At 71.8% G+C, this 18650-nt stretch carries 15 protein-coding genes; 6 read left to right on the top strand and 9 right to left on the bottom strand.

Annotation, left to right across the window (positions count from 1 at the left end):
- Nucleotides 1–173: 173 nt before the first annotated feature.
- A complete protein-coding gene (locus AB0C27_RS06290) occupies nt 174–641 on the top strand; it encodes a hypothetical protein (protein WP_357838696.1) in 468 nt (155 codons plus the stop codon).
- A 46-nt stretch (nt 642–687) separates the two neighbouring features.
- Here the strand turns inward: AB0C27_RS06290 and AB0C27_RS06285 are convergent, their stop codons facing one another.
- Nucleotides 688–1128 carry a hypothetical protein gene (locus AB0C27_RS06285; protein WP_357840634.1) on the bottom strand — a complete coding sequence of 147 codons (441 nt, stop codon included), beginning with the start codon at nt 1126–1128 and terminating at the stop codon, nt 688–690.
- 26 nt (nt 1129–1154) lie between these two features.
- Between AB0C27_RS06285 and AB0C27_RS06280 the strand changes: the two genes are divergently transcribed.
- Complete coding sequence (locus AB0C27_RS06280) at nt 1155–2345, top strand: helix-turn-helix domain-containing protein (RefSeq protein ID WP_357838693.1); 1191 nt, start codon at nt 1155–1157, stop codon at nt 2343–2345.
- Between the two features lie 91 nt (nt 2346–2436).
- On the opposite strand, the gene AB0C27_RS06275 is transcribed toward AB0C27_RS06280, so the two are convergent.
- From AB0C27_RS06275 to AB0C27_RS06265, 3 genes are all read right to left on the bottom strand, one after another.
- Nucleotides 2437–3240: an SGNH/GDSL hydrolase family protein gene (locus AB0C27_RS06275; protein ID WP_357838691.1), complete on the bottom strand. Its 804-nt coding sequence runs from the start codon at nt 3238–3240 to the stop codon at nt 2437–2439.
- Between the two features lie 191 nt (nt 3241–3431).
- Nucleotides 3432–4565: an alkaline phosphatase PhoX gene (locus AB0C27_RS06270; RefSeq protein WP_357838688.1), complete on the bottom strand. Its 1134-nt coding sequence runs from the start codon at nt 4563–4565 to the stop codon at nt 3432–3434.
- A 214-nt stretch (nt 4566–4779) separates the two neighbouring features.
- The gene (locus AB0C27_RS06265; RefSeq protein ID WP_357838684.1) at nt 4780–5418 is read right to left on the bottom strand and encodes a GNAT family N-acetyltransferase; all 639 of its coding nucleotides are present in this window, start codon (nt 5416–5418) and stop codon (nt 4780–4782) included.
- A gap of 315 nt (nt 5419–5733) precedes the next feature.
- On the opposite strand from AB0C27_RS06265, the gene AB0C27_RS06260 reads away from it, so the two are divergent.
- Complete coding sequence (locus tag AB0C27_RS06260; protein WP_357838681.1) at nt 5734–7518, top strand: carbamoyltransferase C-terminal domain-containing protein; 1785 nt, start codon at nt 5734–5736, stop codon at nt 7516–7518.
- 131 nt (nt 7519–7649) lie between these two features.
- Complete coding sequence (locus AB0C27_RS06255; RefSeq protein WP_357838678.1) at nt 7650–8453, top strand: N-acetylmuramoyl-L-alanine amidase; 804 nt, start codon at nt 7650–7652, stop codon at nt 8451–8453.
- A 19-nt stretch (nt 8454–8472) separates the two neighbouring features.
- Here the strand turns inward: AB0C27_RS06255 and AB0C27_RS06250 are convergent, their stop codons facing one another.
- The gene (locus tag AB0C27_RS06250) at nt 8473–8658 is read right to left on the bottom strand and encodes a hypothetical protein (protein WP_346108514.1); all 186 of its coding nucleotides are present in this window, start codon (nt 8656–8658) and stop codon (nt 8473–8475) included.
- A 266-nt stretch (nt 8659–8924) separates the two neighbouring features.
- On the opposite strand from AB0C27_RS06250, the gene AB0C27_RS06245 reads away from it, so the two are divergent.
- Nucleotides 8925–9755 (top strand): SAM-dependent methyltransferase, encoded by an 831-nt coding sequence (locus AB0C27_RS06245; protein WP_357838674.1) that lies wholly within the window; start codon nt 8925–8927, stop codon nt 9753–9755.
- Here the strand turns inward: AB0C27_RS06245 and AB0C27_RS06240 are convergent.
- Both AB0C27_RS06240 and AB0C27_RS06235 read right to left on the bottom strand, forming a co-directional pair.
- A complete protein-coding gene (locus AB0C27_RS06240; protein ID WP_357838671.1) occupies nt 9742–10884 on the bottom strand; it encodes an FAD-dependent monooxygenase in 1143 nt (380 codons plus the stop codon). The two genes, AB0C27_RS06245 and AB0C27_RS06240, sit on opposite strands and share 14 nt — an antisense overlap.
- A gap of 78 nt (nt 10885–10962) precedes the next feature.
- Nucleotides 10963–14187 carry a BTAD domain-containing putative transcriptional regulator gene (locus AB0C27_RS06235; RefSeq protein ID WP_357838668.1) on the bottom strand — a complete coding sequence of 1075 codons (3225 nt, stop codon included), beginning with the start codon at nt 14185–14187 and terminating at the stop codon, nt 10963–10965.
- 80 nt (nt 14188–14267) lie between these two features.
- Between AB0C27_RS06235 and AB0C27_RS06230 the strand changes: the two genes are divergently transcribed.
- Nucleotides 14268–14846, top strand: a complete 579-nt coding sequence (locus AB0C27_RS06230) for a TetR family transcriptional regulator (RefSeq protein WP_357838665.1) — start codon at nt 14268–14270, stop codon at nt 14844–14846.
- A gap of 49 nt (nt 14847–14895) precedes the next feature.
- Here the strand turns inward: AB0C27_RS06230 and AB0C27_RS06225 are convergent, their stop codons facing one another.
- On the bottom strand, nt 14896–16548 hold the full coding sequence (locus AB0C27_RS06225) for a ricin-type beta-trefoil lectin domain protein (RefSeq protein WP_357838662.1): 1653 nt from the start codon (nt 16546–16548) through the stop codon (nt 14896–14898).
- Between the two features lie 50 nt (nt 16549–16598).
- The gene (locus AB0C27_RS06220; protein ID WP_357838659.1) at nt 16599–18635 is read right to left on the bottom strand and encodes a sugar-binding domain-containing protein; all 2037 of its coding nucleotides are present in this window, start codon (nt 18633–18635) and stop codon (nt 16599–16601) included.
- Nucleotides 18636–18650: the final 15 nt, after the last annotated feature.

The raw sequence follows: 18650 nt of genomic DNA, 5'->3' as shown, positions 1-18650 counted from the left end.
CGTGAGCCGGCCGGGCGACTGTTCGAAAAGGCACATATGGGTTGTGTTCTGCGTGACTCACCTGGGGGTTAACGGTGTGCTCACGGTGGCGTGGCCACTCTGATGCCGCGCTCGGTGAATGTCGCGGGGCGTTCGACATCAAGGCATCCAGGCATCAAGGAGAGAACAAGAGCATGCGCACTCCTCAGCTCATCGCCGCACTCACCCTCGCCGCGGGCATGATCGGGCCGGCGGTGGCCGCCGCGCCGGCCCACGCCATGGCGTCTTCGTGCGTCGTGACGCTCTATGACATCGACCTCAGCAACCCCAGGGAGAAGGACGGCGTCGACGAGCTCCGCTTCAAGGTCGACGGGAACTGGTTCCCGCAGAACGGACACTTCGACATGAGCATCGCGCGCTCGGACGGCGACCCGGGGGACTTCGGCAACCCGTCGACCATCGTCCAGCGGCAGGAGAACAAGTACTTCGAACTGCGCGAGGTCAACCCGCCGATCATCACCGGCGGCCAGAACCTGGGCGAGGCGTGGGCCTTCGGCTACGACTGCGACAATCTCGGCGTGGGGGACATCCACATCGAGGACACCGTCCTGTCCAGCAGCAAGTACGCCTACACGGTCAGGCTCAAGCTGACCGGCCAGTGACCGTCCCTTCTCCGCCGATCGGCCGCCTGCGAGGTGGCCGATCGGTTCACGGCGTCAGCACCCGTTCCGGCGAGTCGAGCCAGATCGAGTGACCGCCGTCCTGGGAGACGGTCAACCCGAACCGCTCATGTCCGGGCTCGCCCCACGACACCCAGCGGAAGTAGGCGTCCACCAGCTCGTCCCACAGGGACCGATCGCCCAGCTGGTACACCTGATGGTCTCGCTCGCCGCCGGGCCGGACCTGCTCGACCCACGGGTACGGCACCCGCCGGATCCCGCACGTGACGTGCACCCGATCGAACGGGGCGAAATCTGGACACCCCTCCGCACCGTCACCGACGAGCACCCGCGGCCGGCACCCGGCCTCGCGCAGATTCCCGGCCGCGTGCTCGGCGACGACAGCGTCCACTTCGACCGACGTCACCTGGCCGTGCTCACCCACCACATGGGAGATCAGCGCCGCCGTCTCCGCGGGGCCTTTATTGATGTCGCGCGATCTGGGAGTGTTCGAGCGTGGCTCTCACTCTGGCCGGGTGCCCCGTGCACGAGTTGCTCGAGCGTCAGTCCGCCAAGCTGGCCCGGCTGCTCGTACGTGGGTTCGCCGAGCAGATCCCCGTCTACCGGCGGCTGCCCCAAGAGGAGCTGGACGGGGACATCACGGCCATCACCGAGCATAACCTGCGCCTGATCGCCCGGGTGTTCCGTGATCGGCGGCCGCCTGCCAGGGCCGAGTTGGCGCCGTTGCGGGTGTCGGCGGTGCGCCGGGCGCAGGAGGGGGTGCCGCTGGAGGCGTTGCTCGCGGCCTATCACCTGGGGGCGCGGATGGTGTGTGAGCGGCTGTTCGCGCAGGCGGGGCCGGACGACCTGGGTGACGTGCTGGAGGCGAACCGGATCATCCTGCGGTACATGGAGTCCGTGACGGCCGCCGTGTGCACGGCGTACCTGGAGGAGAGGGAGAGCGTGCTCAGCCAGGAGCAGCACGCCATGCACGCCACCGTGGCGGCGCTGCTCGGCGGTGACCGGGCGGCGCTGGCGGGGATCCGGCTGGCGCCGCGCTACCTGGTGCTGGCCATCGCGGTGGGGCGGCATCCGGACGAGGACGGGCCTGGTGCGGCGGTGGCGGGGCGGCGCAAGTTGCACCGGATCAGGAGTGCGCTGCAGCGGCACGTGAGCGAGCCCGTGCTGACCGCGCTGGACACGTCGGGTGGGGTGGTGCTTCTTCCGCTGCAGGAGGCTGCCGATCCGGACGTCGGAGAGCTGGCGGAGGCGGCGGGGCGGGCGGCGGGCGTGCCCGTGTGGCTGGCGGCCGAGCCGGCGCCACCGGACGACGTGCCGGCGGCGGCGCGGCTGGCCGAGGAGGTGCTGGAGGTGGCGCGGGTCTTCGAGCAGCCGCCGGGCGCCTACCGGCTGGCCGATGTGCTGCTCGAATACCAGCTGACCCGGTCGAGCCAGGCCACGGCGTTGCTCGCGGGGCTGCTGGACCCGCTGCTCGACAATCCCGACCTGCTCAGGACGCTCACGGCGTACCTGGACACCGGGCTCGATCGGCGGCGTACGGCCGAGTTGCTGCACGTGCACCCGAACACCGTCGACTACCGGTTGCGCCGGGCCGCCGCGCTGACCGGGCTCGATCCGATGGATTCGGCTCACCTTCAGCGGATCGGGGCCGCGCTGGCCGCTCGCCGCCTCACCGGATCCCGGTAAGGCCCGCTGCTCCAGCGGATCGCGGTAAGGCCGCCGCCCCGGCGGATGCCGGTAATGCCGCCGCCTCACCGGATCCTGGTCAAGCTGGTGCTTATAGGACGCCGGTTACCGCGGACGTCACGATGGTGGCGAAGTTGCGCATGCCGAGGGCGTTCGGGTGGAACGGCGCGGCGGGCGCGGCCGGGACGTACGGTTCGATCCACCGCACGCCGGGCGACGCGCACGGGTCGTGGCCCGCGCTCGGCGTCTGCAGGTCGATGAAGCCCGCCCCGGCCGAGGCGGCCTGTTCGGCCAGCATCTGGTTGAAGTACATCAGCGTGGCCCTGATGTAGTTCGCGTCCGCGCGGATGATCGGGACGCGCGGGTAGCAGCCGTTCTGCCGCGCGTACGTGGCGTAGCCCACCACGAAGATCCTGGCCTGCGGGGCGCGGGCGCGGATGTCGGAGACCAGGGTGGTGAGGCGGGGGCGCAGCGCGTCGGTCGCGACCCGCCACTGATCCTGGCCGCCTGAGTTGTAGTCGTCGTTGCAGGCGTCGCCGATCGGGGGCGGCAGCAGGTTCAGGCAGTCCTCGATGAAGTCGGTCAGCCCGACGTCGTTGGCGCCGATCTGCACCGTGACGAGTGTCGTGTTCTGGCTGAGCGCGTCGAGCTGGGGTGCCACGTCGCCGAGTTCGGTGTCCTGCGACTCGTACATGTCGGTGGTCTTGGCGCCCGAGCACGTCACGTCGCGGAACGTGCTCGCGCCGATGGCCCGTGCGGTCAGGTGGGGGTAGTTGCGGTCGGAGCGCAGGCAGCCGTAGTCGGGGCCGATCTGGTTGGGCACCAGCGGGCCGGCGGCGGCCGAGTCGCCCAGCGCCACGTACACCTCGGCCTGGGCGGCGTGCGCGGATGACATCGTGAGGCTGAGACCCAGAACGAGGACGAGGCAGGTTGCGGTGAGTGTGCTGAGCGTTCTCCGCGCAGTTCTCCGTGCTGTTCTCCGGGCCGTTCGTAATGCCGATTTCCGGGCCGTTCGGGGCGTTCTGGCCGGTCGCGCCATGAGGACTCCTTCGGCAGGGGGTGGGGGGTGCGGAATCCGTGGGTCGGTCAGCTGCGGAAGGGGCCGGTCACCTCGTACGTGATGCCTCCGGTGCCGGCGGACTCGCCGCTGGTGCCGCGCTGGGAGGAGAAGTAGAGCCGGGTGCCGTCGGGGGAGAAGGCGGGGCCGGTGATCTCCGAGCTCGCGTGGCCGTCGAGGCGCATGATCGGGGCCACGACGCCGTCCGGTGTGATGATGTTGATCTCCATGTTGCCGCCGTCCTCGGCCACGTAGAGATCGCCCGACGGCCGGCCGGTGATGTTGTCGACGCCGTCGAGAGTGCCCGTGCCGTCGTAGATCGTGGTCACGGTCTGGCGGGCGGTGTCGTACGCCCAGACCCTGCGGTCCCCCTTCGCGGTGAAGTAGCAGACGCCGGCGGCGTAGTGGCAGCCCTCGCCGCCGTTGAAGTGCCTGGCCGCGGCGACCTGGTGCCTGGTCTGGCGTTCGAGCACGCCGGGCGTGGGGTCGGGGACCTGGCGCCATTCCACGGCGTCGTCGCCGAGGCCGCAGAGCACGTCGAGCCGGCCGCTGGACAGATCACCCCAGGTCGTGGGCGTGAAACGGTAGAAGCAGCCGTCGCTCTCGTCCTCGGTCAGGTAGATCACGCGGTGGTCGGGGTCGCACGCGGCGGCCTCGTGCTTGAAGCGGCCCATGGCGGGGCGGGCGCGGGCCTCGCCGCCGAGCGGGTACGTCTCGTACACGCGGCCGCGGAAGATCTCCTCGCACGACAGCCAGGTCTGCCACGGGGTCGCGCCGCCGGCGCAGTTGATGTTCGTGCCGCTGAGGATCCGGTACGCGCGCTCCACGGACCCGTCGGCCCTGAACTTGATCGCCGAGGCGCCACCGATCAGCGGCACCTCGGAGTTGGAGACGTAGATCCAGCCGGCGCCGTCGGCGAAGCAGGCGCCGCCGTCGGGGGCCGGGTGCCACAGCGTGCCGCCGACCAGCCGGCCCGACCGGGCCACGACGCGGCCGGTGAACCCGGAGGGTAACGCCATGCCGTTGGCGTCGGGCGCGCCGAGCGGCCCGTACGGGCTCGCCCCCGCGGACACCGACGAGATCGACGCCGCCGCCTCGTGCCACACCGCCCCCGAGAACGCCACCGCTACCGGCACGGACATGAGGAAGGTACGGCGGCGCATGGAGGCTCCCCACTGGTCGCGGTTCGATTCGCAGACAAACGATGAGCCATGCTCGTCATTCTGTGAACTGGACCGTGGAGTAAATGTGGGCGGTCAAATCTGTGACGCCTCACAAAAGGGCATGCGCCACTGTGCGTCAGCAGTCGGCCTGCCGCCGCGACGGCCGGCTCTGGGTCAGGCGTCGCCGGGCCGCCGCGACGGCCGAATCAGCGGGTCAGGCGTCGCCGGGGCGCCACATCGGCCAGAAGAGCGCGCCGTCCGGCAGCGCGAACGGCTGCCGTGCCTGGTAGCCGTGCCGCGCGTACAGGTCGCGGTTGCGCGGGTCGCTGGCCGCCAGGTACGCCGGCGCGCCCGCCAGCCGGGCGTGCTGGTACTGCAGCAGGGCCGTGCCCAGCCCCTGGTTCTGCCGGTCGGGATGGACCGCCAGGAAGGCCAGGTGGTGGTACGGCGGCTGCGGCTGGTTCTGCTCGGACAGCTCGTCGAGGGCGCGGAAGCGCTCGGCCCACTCGCCGGTGGCCTCGCTCAGCCGCCGGTCGTAGTCGGCCGGCCCGGGCAGGTCGGCCGTCCGCTGGAACCACACGGCGACCGCCTGGCCGTCGTCGGCGAAGTGGACCTCACCGTGCTCCAAAGCGTGCTCGACGAAGATGCGGTAGTCGGCGGCGAGGATCCGATGCCGCGACCGGCGGTCGGGCACGAGGTAGGCCGAGCATCTCAGCCCGGCGAACGCGGTGGCGATCAGCTCGGCCGCGGCCGCTCCTTCGTCGGCCGCGGCCCTGCGGACGGTCACCCGCAGCGCGAAGGGTCCTCCTGATGTGCGGTCCATGACCGGCCAGGCTTCGAACGTATCTTTCACGAGGCCCAGGTCTCCTCTCATCAGTCATGCGGTGTCCTGGGCGGTGGCCGCCTCGGCGTCCATCCCCAATCGCAGCGTAAACGGAGGGCGTACGGGAACGCAGCACGAGGGTCCTCGCCGCCCTGTCGCGCGGGCGTGCGGGAGTCGACCTGCTGCCCCGGCGTGACCTCGGCCGGCTGCCCGGCGTGACCTCGGGCGGTTGCCCGGCGTGACCTCGGGCGGTTGCTCGGCTGACGGGTCCCTTACGTGGTTGGGAGATCCACTTGTTCTGGCCGTGGGTATCGGTGCCCGTGATCACGATCAGGAGGCATCGCGATGGCTGACTTTCCCATTGTTGTCGGTATAAATCGTACGCAAGATGGTTCCATCGCCGTCGCGGTGGGCGAGTCGGGCATGTACAGCCTGCAGAAGGAGCGCGTCAGCCGCCGCGAGCACCACTGGGGCCGCCTCGGCGACCTGCCGGACCGGTACGTGCCCGCCATGCCGCTGCTCAAGGAGCGGGTCGACCTGGTCGTGGAGGGCTACGCCGCCGACACCGAGATCGAGCACGCGGGCGCGTACGAGCAGGAGACCCGCCAGGTCCTCGGCCTCGGGGACGAGACGCCGATCGTGATGGTCTCCTCCCACCTGTCCCACATCTACGGCGCGTTCCACCCGTCGCCGTTCGAGGAGGCGGCGGGGCTGGTGATCGACGCGCGGGGCAGCCGGATCGGGGACCTCGTCGAGCAGGTCGAGTTGCCGTTCGACGCGGACGAGGACCTGCTGGAGGTCGCCTCCTACTACCGGTGCACGCGCGGGCGGATCGAGTGCCTGGCCAAGCAGTTCTGGGACGGCGACTGGGCCAGGCCCGCCGGGCTCGGCTGCTTCTACGCGTTGCTGGCCGAGGTGACGTGGCCGGGGAGCGAGGGCGACGGGACCAAGGTGATGGAGCTGGCCCCGTACGGCGACCCGGACGCGCTGGGTCTGCCCGACCTGGACGTACGCGGCCACGAGGTGCACATCCCGCCCGCCTGGACGGAGCTGTTCCGTCACGCGGGCGCTTTCGGGGAGGAGCCGGGCGGCGGGGAGTTCCGGCGACCCGAGCCGGGCGGTGGCGAGTCCCGCCGTACCGAGCCAGGTGGTGGGGAGCCCCGCCGTACAGACTCCTTCCGGTACGAGCCGGGCGGTGAGGAGTTCCGGCGGGCCGCGAATCTGGCCGCCGCCGGACGGCGGGCCTTCGAGCGGGCGCTGCTCCAGGTCGTCGCCTGGCTGCACGCCGAGACCGGCCTGGACGCGCTGGCCTTCTCCGGTGGTGCGGCGCTGAGCGGCTCGGCCAACGGACGGCTGATCCGCGAGTCCCCGTTCCGCGAGCTGTTCGTCCCGCCCGCCCCGCACACCGGCGGCACCGCCGTGGGTTGCGCCCTGTACGGGCTGGCCGCCTGCCTCGGGGTACGGCCCGGGTTCCGCTGGACGGACGACTTCCTCGGCCCCGACCGGGACGAGCGCGAGATCGAGGCCGCTATCCGCGGTCTGCCCGCCGACCTGTACGTCGAGCGGCCAGAGGACCTGACGGCGGCACTCATGGCGTTGCTGGAGAGCGGCCGGGTGATCGGGTTGTACCAGGGGCGCAGCGAGTCGGGCCCGAGGGCGCTGGGCCATCGCAGCATCCTCGGCGACCCGCGCGACCCCGACCTCCAGGACTACGTCAACTTCGAGGTGAAGGGCCGCGAGTGGTTCCGGCCGCCGGCGCCCGTGGTGACGGCCGAGCACGCGGAACGGATCTTCGAGCTGGACCGGCCGTCCCCGTTCATGCAGTACGCCGTCGCCGTCCGCCCGGAACACCGCGACCTGCTGCCGGGCATCACCCACGTGGACGGCACGGCCACGCCGCAGACGGTCGAGCGGGAGAGCCTGCCGTTCCTGCACGCCCTGCTGACGGCCTGGCACGCGCGTACGGGCACGCCGGTGCTGGCCGGCGTCACGCTCTCCGGCCCGGGGGAACCGCCGGCCGAGACGCCGGAGCACGCGATCCAGACCCTGCGCGAGACGGGCCTGCACGCGCTGGCGATGCCGCCGTACGTCATCCGCAAACGCGAGGAGCCGCCACTGCCGGGCGCGTAGCCGCGTCCGCGTCCATGGGACACGGGAGCCCGCGCCGACGGAAGCGTGATCGCCAAGCTGGGCGCGCGACACGACAGCGCAGGTCAGAGAGGTCTTGGGATTGTCGTCCCGCTCCGGGTACGGTCGATCACATGCGCGTCTACCGAGCCGGATCCGTGACCCAGCTCACCCTGGCCGCGTCGATCGCGCTGATCGCCGGATGCGGCGGCGCCGCCGTGCCCGCCGCCCATGAGGCGGCGCTGCCCGCGTCCCCGCCGCCGGCCGCCACTCCAGGTCGTCCGCTGGAGGGCAAGACCGTGGTGATCGACCCGGGGCACAACGGCGGCAACGCCTCGCACCCGAAGGAGATCAACCGGCTGGTCGACGTCATCACCGGCAGAAAGCCGTGCAACACCACCGGCACCCGGACCGACGCCGGCTTTCCCGAACACGCCTTCACCTGGGACGTCGCCGGCCAGCTCAAGCCCATCCTGGAGAAGATGGGCGCGAAGGTGGTGCTGACCAGGCCCAACGACAAGGGCGTTGGCCCCTGCGTCACCGAGCGGGCCGCGATCGGCAACGAGGCCAGGGCCGACGCGGTCGTGTCCATCCACGGCGACGGCGCGGCGCCGAGCGGGCACGGGTTTCATGTGATCATGCCGGGGCTGCTCCCCGGGCACAACGACGACGTGGTGCGGCCCTCGCGCCGGCTCGGCCTGGCCGTTCGTAACGCCTACCGCGAGGGCACGGGCATGCCGTACGCCGACTATGTGGGGCGCAGGGGCCTGACGACCCGCGTCGACCTGGGCGGCCTCAACCTGTCGACGCGGCCGGCGATCTTCATCGAGTGCGGCAACATGCGCAATCCGGGCGACGCCGCCAAGATGTCCGATCCCGCTTTCCGCAAGCGGATGGCCGGCGCCCTGGCCGACGGGGTCAGGAACTTCCTGAACTAGCCGGCACGAGGCGCGGAGGTCAGCCGTCGCGGCAGAGCGGTGAGCCGCCGACCACGCAGGCGATGTCGTCGAGCTGGCAGCTGAGCAGGGTGCCGTCCATCCCGAGCACGAGCACGAGGTCGCGCCGATGGGGATGGGCCAGCACGACCCTGCCGACGACGCCGTTATCCAAGATCACGGTGGGGCGGCCTGCCGCGTTGTCCATGCCCTCGTGACTCCTCTCAGGTCCGGAACGAGGCCCGCACCGGACCCGTCACCACCAGGATGCACAGGCTCGGGCCCTGAGCGCATCGGTCCGGCGGCTGTATTTCCGGTCCGTCCTGGGGAAGACGTTCGGACACCGGACCTCCTGCCTGGTCAACTCCACGAGAACTTGTTCTATTTCGCTCGCCTGGCGGATCGAAGAAGATCCTCGGTAAGCAGCGAGTAATATGACGTCCAAGTTGTTCGCGGCGGAGGGGGCGAAACACCGTGACCGATCTAGAACGCGTTCCGCCCGGCGTCAACCCGAAGATGCCGAGCTCGGCCAGGGTCTACGACTACCTGCTCGGAGGCAAGGACAACCTGGCGGTCGACCGCGCCGTGGCCGAGAAGCTGCTCGCGGTCGCGCCCGACACCCGCCTCGTGGCCAGGGCCAACCGTCGGTTCCAGATCGAGGCGGTCGGTCATCTCGCCGAGCGGGGCGTCAGGCAGTTCATCGACCTCGGCACCGGCATCCCGACCGCGCCCAGCATCCACGAGACCGTCCGCGCGGTGCATCCCGCCTGCCGGGTGATCTACGTGGACAACGATCCCGTGGTGCGCAGGCACGCACAGGTGCTGCTGGCCGACTCTCCCGGCGTCGCCGGCATCGAGGCCGACCTGCGCCGTCCTGGTGACATCCTGGCCGACCCGCACGTCACCGGGTTGATCGACTTCGACCAGCCGGTGTGCGTGCTCATGGTCGGGGTGCTGCACTTCGTCATGGACGAGGAGGATCCCGAGGGGATCGTGGCCGCCTTCAGGAAGCACATGGTGGCGGGCAGTCATCTGGTGCTTTCGCACGCCATGGCGGAGAGCGCGCCCGAGGCCGTCGCCCAGCTCCAGCTCGCCACGGCCGGTTCGCCGGCGCAGTCCAGGTTCCGCACGAGGGCGGAGGTGCTGCGCTTCTTCGACGGGTTCGAGCTGATCGGGCCTGGATTCGTACCGGTCCAGGACTGGTGCGCCGATCCGGCCGAGGCGCGGGTCCCCTTCATGGACGCCCCACCGCACCTGCTCGTGGAGGGCGGGGTCGGCCGGATCAGAGCGTTCAGTAGGACTTGAGGTCGATGTGAGTGGCGTACTTGTCGGTCATTTTCATCATCAGGCCGAGCAGGAACTTCGACTTGAAGGTCCAGTTGCGCATCAGCATCCTGGCGCCGCCGCTGGGGGCCAGGAAGGGGCCGGCGTTGCCGTTCTCGGCGATTTTGGCGTAGGGGCGTAGCTGCCGCTCGTACTCGGCGAAGGCCGCGCGGTGGTCGCCGTTCGCCGCGGCCAGCTCGCCCGCCAGCACGTACGCGCCCACCATGGCCAGGCCGGTGCCGAAACCGCCCAGGGTGTTGCCGTACGCCGCGTCGCCGAGCAGCGCCACCCGGCCCGCGCTGTAGCGGTCGATCCTGACCTGGCTGAGCGAGTCGAGGTAGACGTCCTCGGCGGTGCTCACCGCCTTCATGATCTCCGGGGTACGCCAGCCCATGCCCTCGTACCTCCGCGCCAGGATGGCCTTCTGCTGCTCGGCGTCGTAGCGGTCGTAGTCGAGCGGGTCGGAGGCGAAGACGAAGAACGCGGTCGCCTTGGTGCCGCCGACCGCGACCATCCGGCCCGGCTCGTTGTACATCATCGCCCGCTCGCCGAAGTCCGCGTCCAGCTCGACCAGGGCGTAGTAGTGGCCGAGGAACTTGACGAAGTCGGCCTCGGGGCCGAAGGCCAGGCGGCGCACGTTGGAGTGGATCCCGTCCGCGCCCACGACCAGGTCGAAGGTACGGGGGGTCGCGCGTTCGAAGGTGACATGCACGCCGGCCGGGGTCTCGGTGAGCGAGGTGATCGAGTCGCCGAAGACGTACTCGCAGTGGGGGGCGGTGCGCTCGTAGAGGAGCCTGGACAGGTCGCCGCGCCTGATCTCCAGGTCGCCGCCGGTGAACTCGCCGGGGATGACGGCCAGCACGCGGCCGTTCGCATCCACGATCTCCTGGTCGGCGCCGCCGGTCTGCAGGCGGCGGACGTCGTCGAGGATGCCCATCCTGGTCAGCACGGTCTGGTGGGTCTCGCCCTTGAAGTCGACGGCCTGCCCGCCCTCGCGCAGGGTCCCGGCCTTCTCCACGACGGTGACCTTGAAGCCGTAACGGACGAGCCAGTGGGCGAGGGCGGGGCCGCCGATGCTGGCTCCGGAGATGAGGACGTTGACGTTTCGCATGCCAGTGAGCCTCGCCGCACCCGCTGACAACCCGGCGACACCCGGCTGACAGCACCCCCAGGTGCTGTCAATGCGGGCTTAGCGGCCGGTGGTGCTGCGCAGGACGGTCACGGTCTCGTCCCGCTTCATGGCGGCGCCGCTCGCGTACGCGGCCGCGAACGCGTCGGGGCCGAGGACGCGGGTGGCCTCGGCGGCGGTGGCGGCGACGTCGCGGTCGCCGACCACGGCCATCCCCCGCACCGCCGCTCCCACCCCGAGCAGCACCGCCGCCCCGACCGCTGCCCGCCGCCGCTCGTCCCCTCCGTCACCGGGGCCGGGTGCGGCGGCCGTGAGGACGTGGCCGGCCAGGCCCTCCGCCGCTTCGGCCAGGTCGTTGGCCAGGGGGGAGCGCAGCGCGATGGCCACGGCCTCGGCGTGCATGCGTGCCGCCCGGTCCACGTCCCCCTGGGCGGTCGCCAACCGGCCCAGCGCCGTGTGCACCCGTGACGTCGTTCCGCCGGCGGTGAACGTGCCGGCCCCGGAGCCGGACAGCGCCGCCTCAAGCCGCTCGGCCGCCCCGGGAAGGTCGCCCTGGAGCCGCAGCATGTCCCCCAGTTCCAGCCGCACCCAGGCCAGCAGCTCCGGCCGGCCCAGCCGGCGCTCCAGCTCGCCCGCCCGCTCGCAGTCGGCGCGGGCCGCCTCGGCGTTCCCCGAGCGCCAGTGCGCGTTGCCGCGTCTGAGCAGGATGTCGGCCAGCTCGTCCAGCGCCCCGAGCTCCGCGACCATCGCCAGCGCCCGGTCCCACAGCTCCATCGCACGGGCCCAGTCGCCGCGCCAGCTCGCGAGCAGGGCCAGCCAGTCGAGCGCCTGCCCGGTGCCCCAGCGCTCGCCCACCGCGCCGAAGTCCGACAGCACCTCCTCCAGCTCGGCCTCCGCCTCGGCGAGCCGGCCGTCGTGCAGGGCCATCAGGGAGAAGCCGAGCCGTTCGAGCGCCCGGCTCCACGGGTCGGCCTGCGGGATCCGCCGATCCCGCGCCGCCCCCATCCCGCCTCTGGGCGGGCCTGCGATCATGCCCCAGAGCGCCACGCCGAATCGGTGCCGCAGCGGCCGGTCGAGCGACTCGACGATGGTCCGCGCCCGCTCCCAGTGCGGCGAGTCCGCCCCCGGGACGGCGTGCAGCACGGCCATCACGTACTCCTCGGCCAGCTCGTCCCCCGGCTCTGGGCCGTCGAGCAGGCGTTCGGCGTGCGGGGTGGCCTGGCCGCGCCGCCCGCTCAGCCACCAGTACATGGCCAGCGCCGTCATCAGCCGGAACGCCGTCGGCCTGTCGTGCTCGACACCCCAGCGCAGCGCCGCCTGCAGATTGGCGTTGTCGGCGGACAGCCGGGCCAGCCACTCCAACTGCTCGGCCCGGTAGAGCCGGTCTTCCGCGCGCCGCGCGAACGTCAGGAACCAGGCCGCGTGCGCCCGCCGCAGCGCCTCCTCCTCGCCCGCCTCCGCGAGCCGTCCGGCGCAGAACAGGCGGATGGTGTCGAGCATCTGGTAACGCTCGCCGTCGGTCTCGACGAGCGATTTGTCCACCAGATCCGCCAGTACGTCAGCCAGTTCCTCCGCCTCGACGATTTCCTCCGTCTCGGCCACTTCCCCACCCGCCGACTCCTCGGCCTGAGTCGGTGCGGGCGTGGCGCAGACGTGTTCGACCGCCTCCAGGGTCGCGCCGCCGCTGAACACCGAGAACCGCCTGGCCAGCGCCTGTTCCCTGGCGTCCAGCAGGCTCCAGCTCCACTCCACGACCGCGTGCAGCGTCTGATGGCGCGCGGCGGCCGTACGGTCGCCGCGCGAGAGCAGCCGGAACCGGCCGTGCTCGGCCAGCCGGTCGGCGATCTCGGCCACTCCGAACGTGCGCACCCGTGCCGCCGCCAGCTCGACGGCCAGGGGCAGGCCGTCGAGTGCCGCGCAGATCCGCAGCACCGCGTCCAGGGTGCCGGGATCGAGCGTGAACCCCTGCCGTACGGCCGCCGCCCGGTCGGCGAACAGCCTGACCGCCGGATAGTCGGCCGGGTCGGCCTCCCCTGGCGGCGGTGTGGGGAGGGGAGCGAGCGGGACCAACTGCTCGCCGGTGATGCCGAGTGGCTCCCTGCTGGTGGCCAGGACGTGCAGGCCGGGGCAGCGGGCGAGCAGGCGGCGGGTGAGAGCGGCGGCTGCGGCGATCACGTGTTCGCAGTTGTCCAGGATGAGGAGAACGTCCTGATCGGCCAGCGCGGCGATCAGGCGGTCCGCGGGATCGAACTCGCCGGCGGCGGCGGGCGGCTTGAGCGCGGACTCGCGCAACCCGAGTGCACCCAGCACCACCCGCGCCACCTGCCCGGTCGCGCCGTCCGCGAGCGACAGGTCCACGAACGCCGGCCCGCCGTCACGCCCAGAGGAGGCGCGGCGGGTGGTGAACTCGATGGCGAGGCGGGTCTTGCCGGTGCCGCCCGGCCCGACGATCGTCACCAGCCGGGCCCCGCGCAGCGCGTCCAGCCGGGCCAGCTCCGCCTCGCGGCCCACGAAACTCGTGAGCTGCGCCGGCGGCGGGATCCGCGTGCTGCTCTCCCGCTCCCCGCGCAGGATCTCCAGGTGCAGGGCCGCCAGCTCGGGCGAGGGGTCGGCCCCCAGCTCGTCGGCCAGCAGCCGCCGGCCCTCGTCGAAGACGGCCAGCGCCTCCGCCTGCTGTCCCGCCGCGTGCAGCGCGCGCATCAGCAGCCCGCGCGCCCGCTCCCGCAGCGGATGCGCGGCCACGAGCTCGCGCAGCCCGCTCACCGGGCCGGCCTCGGGCAGCGACAGCTCGGCCTCGAACAGGTCCTCGGTGGCCGCCAGCCGCAGCTCCTCCAGCCGTACGGCCTGCGGTCCCGCGAACGGCGCCTCGGCCACGTCCGCGAACGCCGGCCCGCGCCACAGCTCCAGCCCTTCCCTGAGCACGGCGGCGGCGGCCGAGTGACGTCCCGCGGCCAGCAGCCCGCGCCCCTCGCGCGACAGCCGCTCGAACCGGTGTGCGTCCACGCTCTCCCGGTCGACCGCCAGCCGGTAGCCGGAGCCGTGGAACTCGATCAGGTCCGCGGGCAGGTTGCGCCGCAGGCGGGAGACCTGTGCCTGGACGGCGTTGGCCGCGCCGGAAGGGGGCCGGTCGCCGTACTGGCCGTCGATGAGGCGTTCGATGCTGACCAGCCGGCCCGCGTCGAGCAGCAGCATCGCGAGCAGCGCACGCGGGCGGGGCCCGCCGACGGCGAGCGGGTCACCGGCGGGCGGCCGGACCACGAGCGGGCCGAGGACGCCGAACTGCACGCCCCGATTGTCCCGCACGTCGCCGGCACAAAAGCGTGTCTACAGATGTAGACACCGTTCGGGGTAAGCTGACCGGCATCATGGAAAGCACGCTGGGGCTGCGCGAACGCAAGAAGGCCGAGACCCGCCAGGCCGTCCACGAGGCGGCCCTGCGGCTGGTGGTCGAGCACGGGCTCGACGCCGTCACGGTCGAGTCGATCGCCGACGCGGCGAACATCTCGCGGCGGACGTTCTCCAACTACTTCTCCGGCAAGGAGGACGCGCTGCTCTACGGTGAGGAGCAGCGCATCATGGCCCTGGTGGGGCGGGTGCGGGCACAGCCGGAGGGGATGCCGGCCTGGCAGGCGCTGCGCGAGGCGATCGAGGAGCTGCAGCGGGAGGAGGGCGAGCCTGAGCGCGAGTGGGCGCTGCGGACCCGGCTGGCCAAGCGGCACCCCTCGCTGCTCGCCCGGCAACTGGCGAACCACGCGGCCCTGGAGCGAGACCTGTCGGCGGCCGTCGCCGAGCGCTACTGCCCGGTCTCGCCCCGGGTGCTGGCGGCGGCCTTCCTGGTGGGGCTCCGGCTGGCCACGCACCTGTGGACCGAGGAGGAGCAGGCCCGCACGCTGCTCGAGGTCATCGACGAGACGCTCGACCAGATCGCCCAGCCGTTCGCCTGACGCATGTCCAGGAGGACCCCCACCACGAGGGTGAGGGTCCTTCAGGAGATCAGGCGGGCAGGTTCCACTTCTGCGGGTCGAGGCCGTTGCAGTCGTAGATCTGCAGCTTGGTGCCGTTGGCCGTGGCGCCGCCGGGCGCGTCGAGGCAGCGGCCCGACTGCGGGTTCAGCAGCGAGCCGTTGGCCTGGGGCACCCACCTCTGGCCGCCGTTGGCGTTGCACTCCCAGAGCTGCACCTTGGTGAAGTTGGCGGTGCCGTTGGCGTCGATGTCCAGGCACTTGCCGAAGGCGCGCAGGGTGCCGTCGGGGTGTCTGGACCAGCGCTGGCCGGTGGCGACGCCGCAGTCCCAGAGCTGGGCGGCGTTGCCGTTGGTGTTCGTGTTGGTGTCCACGTCCAGGCACTTGCCGGCGCCGGCCGGGCCGGTGATCTGGCCCGCCCGGCCGGGCAGCGTGCCGATGCCGTACCTGACCTGGCACTGGTTGCCGGTGAGGTGGGTGGCGGCCAGGTACAGGAAGTCGGTTCCGTTCGCGGAGGGCACGATGGGGGAGCTGTAACCGGGGCAGGACGGCACGCCGGGGGCGTAACCGCCGGTGGGCGAGATGTTCACCGGAGCCTCGATCTCGGTCCACGCGCCGGCGCCCAGGTCGGTGTTGGCGAACAGGACCTGGCCCGACTCACCGAGCACGGTCTTGTTGCCGGTCGGGCCGGCCACGACGCGCTGTCCCGACAGCAGCAGCGTGCCGTTGGCGCCGCCGCCCGGCAGCCAGGCGACGTACGGGGTGTGCAGCAGCTCACGCTGGTCGGACGTGCGCACGAGCGTGCCCGCCCCCGAGCCCCAGCTCAGGCCGTTGGAGCTGGTCTTGGTGTAGACCTCGCAGGCGTGGTCGGCGTTGGTGGCGTCCCTGCACAGCTCGTACGCCATCAGGAACGTGCCGTTCGGCAGCGCCGTCACGATCGACATACCGGGCCTGGCCAGGTTGTCTGCGGGGAAGACGACGTCCTGCGTCATCGTGGCGCTCCACGACTGCCCGCCGTTGGTGGAGGTGTAGTGGCCGATGACCTGGTTGTTCGTGGGGGTGTTCGCGGGCCGCTCGTCGGAGATGAAGCAGGCCAGCGTGTTGTTCGGGGTCAGCAGGAACCACGGCTCCCAGATGCCGTGCCCGATGGTGTTGGGCTGGCCGCTGGTCTGGGTGCAGTTGGACAGGTACGTCCACGTCGCGCCGTGGTCGGTGCTCTTGAACACCTCGACCTTCTGGGCGGTGAAGTTCCCCTCGGCCCAGGCCGTGCCGGAGGCCAGCAGGTCGCCCTGGTTGAGGCCGTTCGCGGTGCGCGGCACCTCGTACAGGACGGGGGCGCCGAGGTCCCAGCCCGGCGTGTTCGAGGTGATGGTGGAGATGGGGTTCGCCGACCACGTACGCCCGCCGTCGGTACTGCGGTGGATCGGGAACGACGCGCGCGCGTTGTGCCCCCGGCGGGCGTAGGTGGCCAGCATGGTCTCGTTCGGCGAGCCGTCATGGTCCAGCCTGATCGCCCTGGGGTAGCTGGCGTCGCCCTGGGGGAACGTGGACAGGTTCGGGGAGTAGAGCACCTGGCCGGCGGGGGCCGCGGAGGCGGCGCCGGCCATCGGGCCCGTCAGTCCGACGAGACAGGCGGCGGTCAGGGCTAAGGCGGACAGGATCCGCGTGGGGGGTGTGTAGCGCACTGATTGCTCTCCTTTGTTGGGGAGGGGGGTGATTGAGCGGGAGGGATCGGTCAGTGCTGGTCGCCGATGACGCGGCCGGTGAAGGTGTCCACGTCCACGGCCGAGCAGGCCACGATCGTGCCGTCGCTGACGAGGGCGACGTGCAGCCGGCCGCTGCTCCAGCCCTTCGGCAGCGCGGCGCGGACCTCGGCGGGGCCGCTGAGCAGGAACGGCTTGGCCTCAATCCAGGGGTCCTCGGAGGTGGTGAAGGCGTCAGGAGCGGGGGCGGCGCCGAGCACGGGAGTCCAGGCGGTGCGCAGGTGCCCGTTGACCGGCTCGCTCCCGTGATGCGAGACCCGGACCGGCACGCTCACCTCGCCCGACTCGCTGAGCAGGTCACGCCCCGGCGCCACGGGGACGACGTCGAGCACGAGCGTGGTCGTGGCGTTCACGTCGGCAGGGGCGACGCCGCCCAGGTCCTTGGCCCGGCGCTCGAAGTCCAGCAGCCCGGCCGACTCGTGCTCGATGTCGTACATCTCGGTGTAGACGTAGCCGGCCACGCGGTCGTGGCGGCGCAGCTCCTGGGTCTGCCAGCGCAGTTGCCAGCCCCGCTCGACGGAGGTGAAGCCGGTGCCGTACTCGCTGTTGAGGTTGGGCAGGCCGCGCAGTGGCTGCTCGGGCGTGCCGGCCAGCTTCTTGCGCACGACGAAGCCGGGGCCGAGCCCGACGGGGAAGTCGTCCTGCTCGCCGTTGAGCAGCGCGGCGACGGTCCTGCCCCAGGAGGCGGCGGACTCGTCGTAGTAGTGCCAGTCGAGCAGGTCGGTCTTGACGTGCGTCCAGCCGGAGTTGTCGACCGCGGGCCGGCTCGCGTCGAGCGACTTGAGCAGGTCGTACGCCGCTGCCGCCGCCGCCTGCTTGGCCGGGTCGCCGGGAATGTCCCAGTCCAGGCCCCACTCCTCGTTGTACAGGCCCCAGATGACGATCGCGGGGGAGTTGCCGTCCCGCTCGACCATGGGCGCGACCTGCTCCTCGAACGCCGCTACCGAATCGGCGGAGAAGCGGCCGGTCGCGGCCGGCTCGGCCCACAGGAGCATGCCGAGCACGTCGGCGTGGTGGACGAAGCGCGGATCCTCCAGCTTGAGGTGCTTGCGCACCAGGTTGTAGCCGGCCGCGGCGGCCAGTTCGATATCCCGGCGCAGCGCGGCGTCGTCGGGTGCGGTGATGCCGGTGCGCGGCCAGTAGCCCTGGTCGAGCACGCCGCGTACGAACAGGCGGGCGCCGTTGAGGTAGAGGTCCTCGCCGATCACCTCGATCCGGCGCAGCCCGGTGTAGGCGGCGACGGTGTCGGTGCCGTCGGCGGAGGTGAGGGTGGCGTCCACGTGGTAGAGGTGCGGGTCCTCCGGCGACCACAGGCGCGGCCCGGCCACCGGGATCACGGCCTTGACCAGGCCGTTCTCGACGGGCACTTCGACGCTCGTATCCGTGCCGCGCAGGCGCAGCACAAGCGCGGCCTGCGCCGCCCCCGAGACCTCCGCCTCGACCTCGATGGCGTCGAGCCCGGAAGAGGGGCGCAGCCGCAGCGCCGACACGTAGGTGGCGGGCCTGGCCTCCAGCCAGACGCTCTGCCAGATGCCCGACGACGGGGTGAAGCAGACGCCGTCGAAGTCGTCGCGCGGAATGCTGCGCTGCTTGCCGTGCGCGATCTCCCGCTTGTCCAGCGGGGCGGAGACCCGGACCACGACCTGCTGCGGGCCCGTGCCGTCCAGCGCGTCGGTGACGTCGGTCTCGAACGGGGTGTAGCCGCCCCGGTGGGAGGCCACCTCGACGTCGTTGACGTAGACGGTCGCCTCGTGGTGCACGGCGCCGAAGTGCAGCACGACCCGCTGTCCGGCCCAGCCGGCCGGCACGGTGAACGAGCGGCGGTACCAGGCCACGGGCAGCCAGTGGGCCTCGATGCCCGACGCGGGGGTCTCCCAGGCGAAGGGCACGGTGATGGTCCGGTTCCAGCCCGGCTCGGTGTCGGCCCGGAAGTCCCAGTCTCCGTTGAGGCTCGACCAGGTGTGCGACCGGTCGAAGTGGGGCCGGGGGTATTCCGCACGCGGCGACATAGTGCTCTCTTTCAT

Source organism: Nonomuraea sp. NPDC048882 (genome assembly GCF_040649755.1).
Lineage (GTDB): Bacteria > Actinomycetota > Actinomycetes > Streptosporangiales > Streptosporangiaceae > Nonomuraea > Nonomuraea maheshkhaliensis.
Note: the sequence above shows the minus strand (reverse complement) of the source record. Positions and strands in the feature narration are given on the sequence as shown.

Bases quoted from the DNA above. Each gene is read 5' to 3' on its own strand.
- AB0C27_RS06290 (WP_357838696.1), top strand. From the start codon at position 174: ATGCGCACTCCTCAGCTCATCGCCGCACTCACCCTCGCCGCGGGCATG.
- AB0C27_RS06255 (WP_357838678.1), top strand. From the start codon at position 7,650: ATGCGCGTCTACCGAGCCGGATCCGTGACCCAGCTCACCCTGGCCGCG.
- AB0C27_RS06275 (WP_357838691.1), bottom strand. From the start codon at position 3,240: ATGTCATCCGCGCACGCCGCCCAGGCCGAGGTGTACGTGGCGCTGGGC.
- AB0C27_RS06220 (WP_357838659.1), bottom strand. From the start codon at position 18,635: ATGTCGCCGCGTGCGGAATACCCCCGGCCCCACTTCGACCGGTCGCAC.
- AB0C27_RS06240 (WP_357838671.1), bottom strand. From the start codon at position 10,884: ATGCGAAACGTCAACGTCCTCATCTCCGGAGCCAGCATCGGCGGCCCC.
- AB0C27_RS06250 (WP_346108514.1), bottom strand. From the start codon at position 8,658: ATGGACAACGCGGCAGGCCGCCCCACCGTGATCTTGGATAACGGCGTC.
- AB0C27_RS06230 (WP_357838665.1), top strand. From the start codon at position 14,268: ATGGAAAGCACGCTGGGGCTGCGCGAACGCAAGAAGGCCGAGACCCGC.
- AB0C27_RS06270 (WP_357838688.1), bottom strand. From the start codon at position 4,565: ATGCGCCGCCGTACCTTCCTCATGTCCGTGCCGGTAGCGGTGGCGTTC.
- AB0C27_RS06260 (WP_357838681.1), top strand. From the start codon at position 5,734: ATGGCTGACTTTCCCATTGTTGTCGGTATAAATCGTACGCAAGATGGT.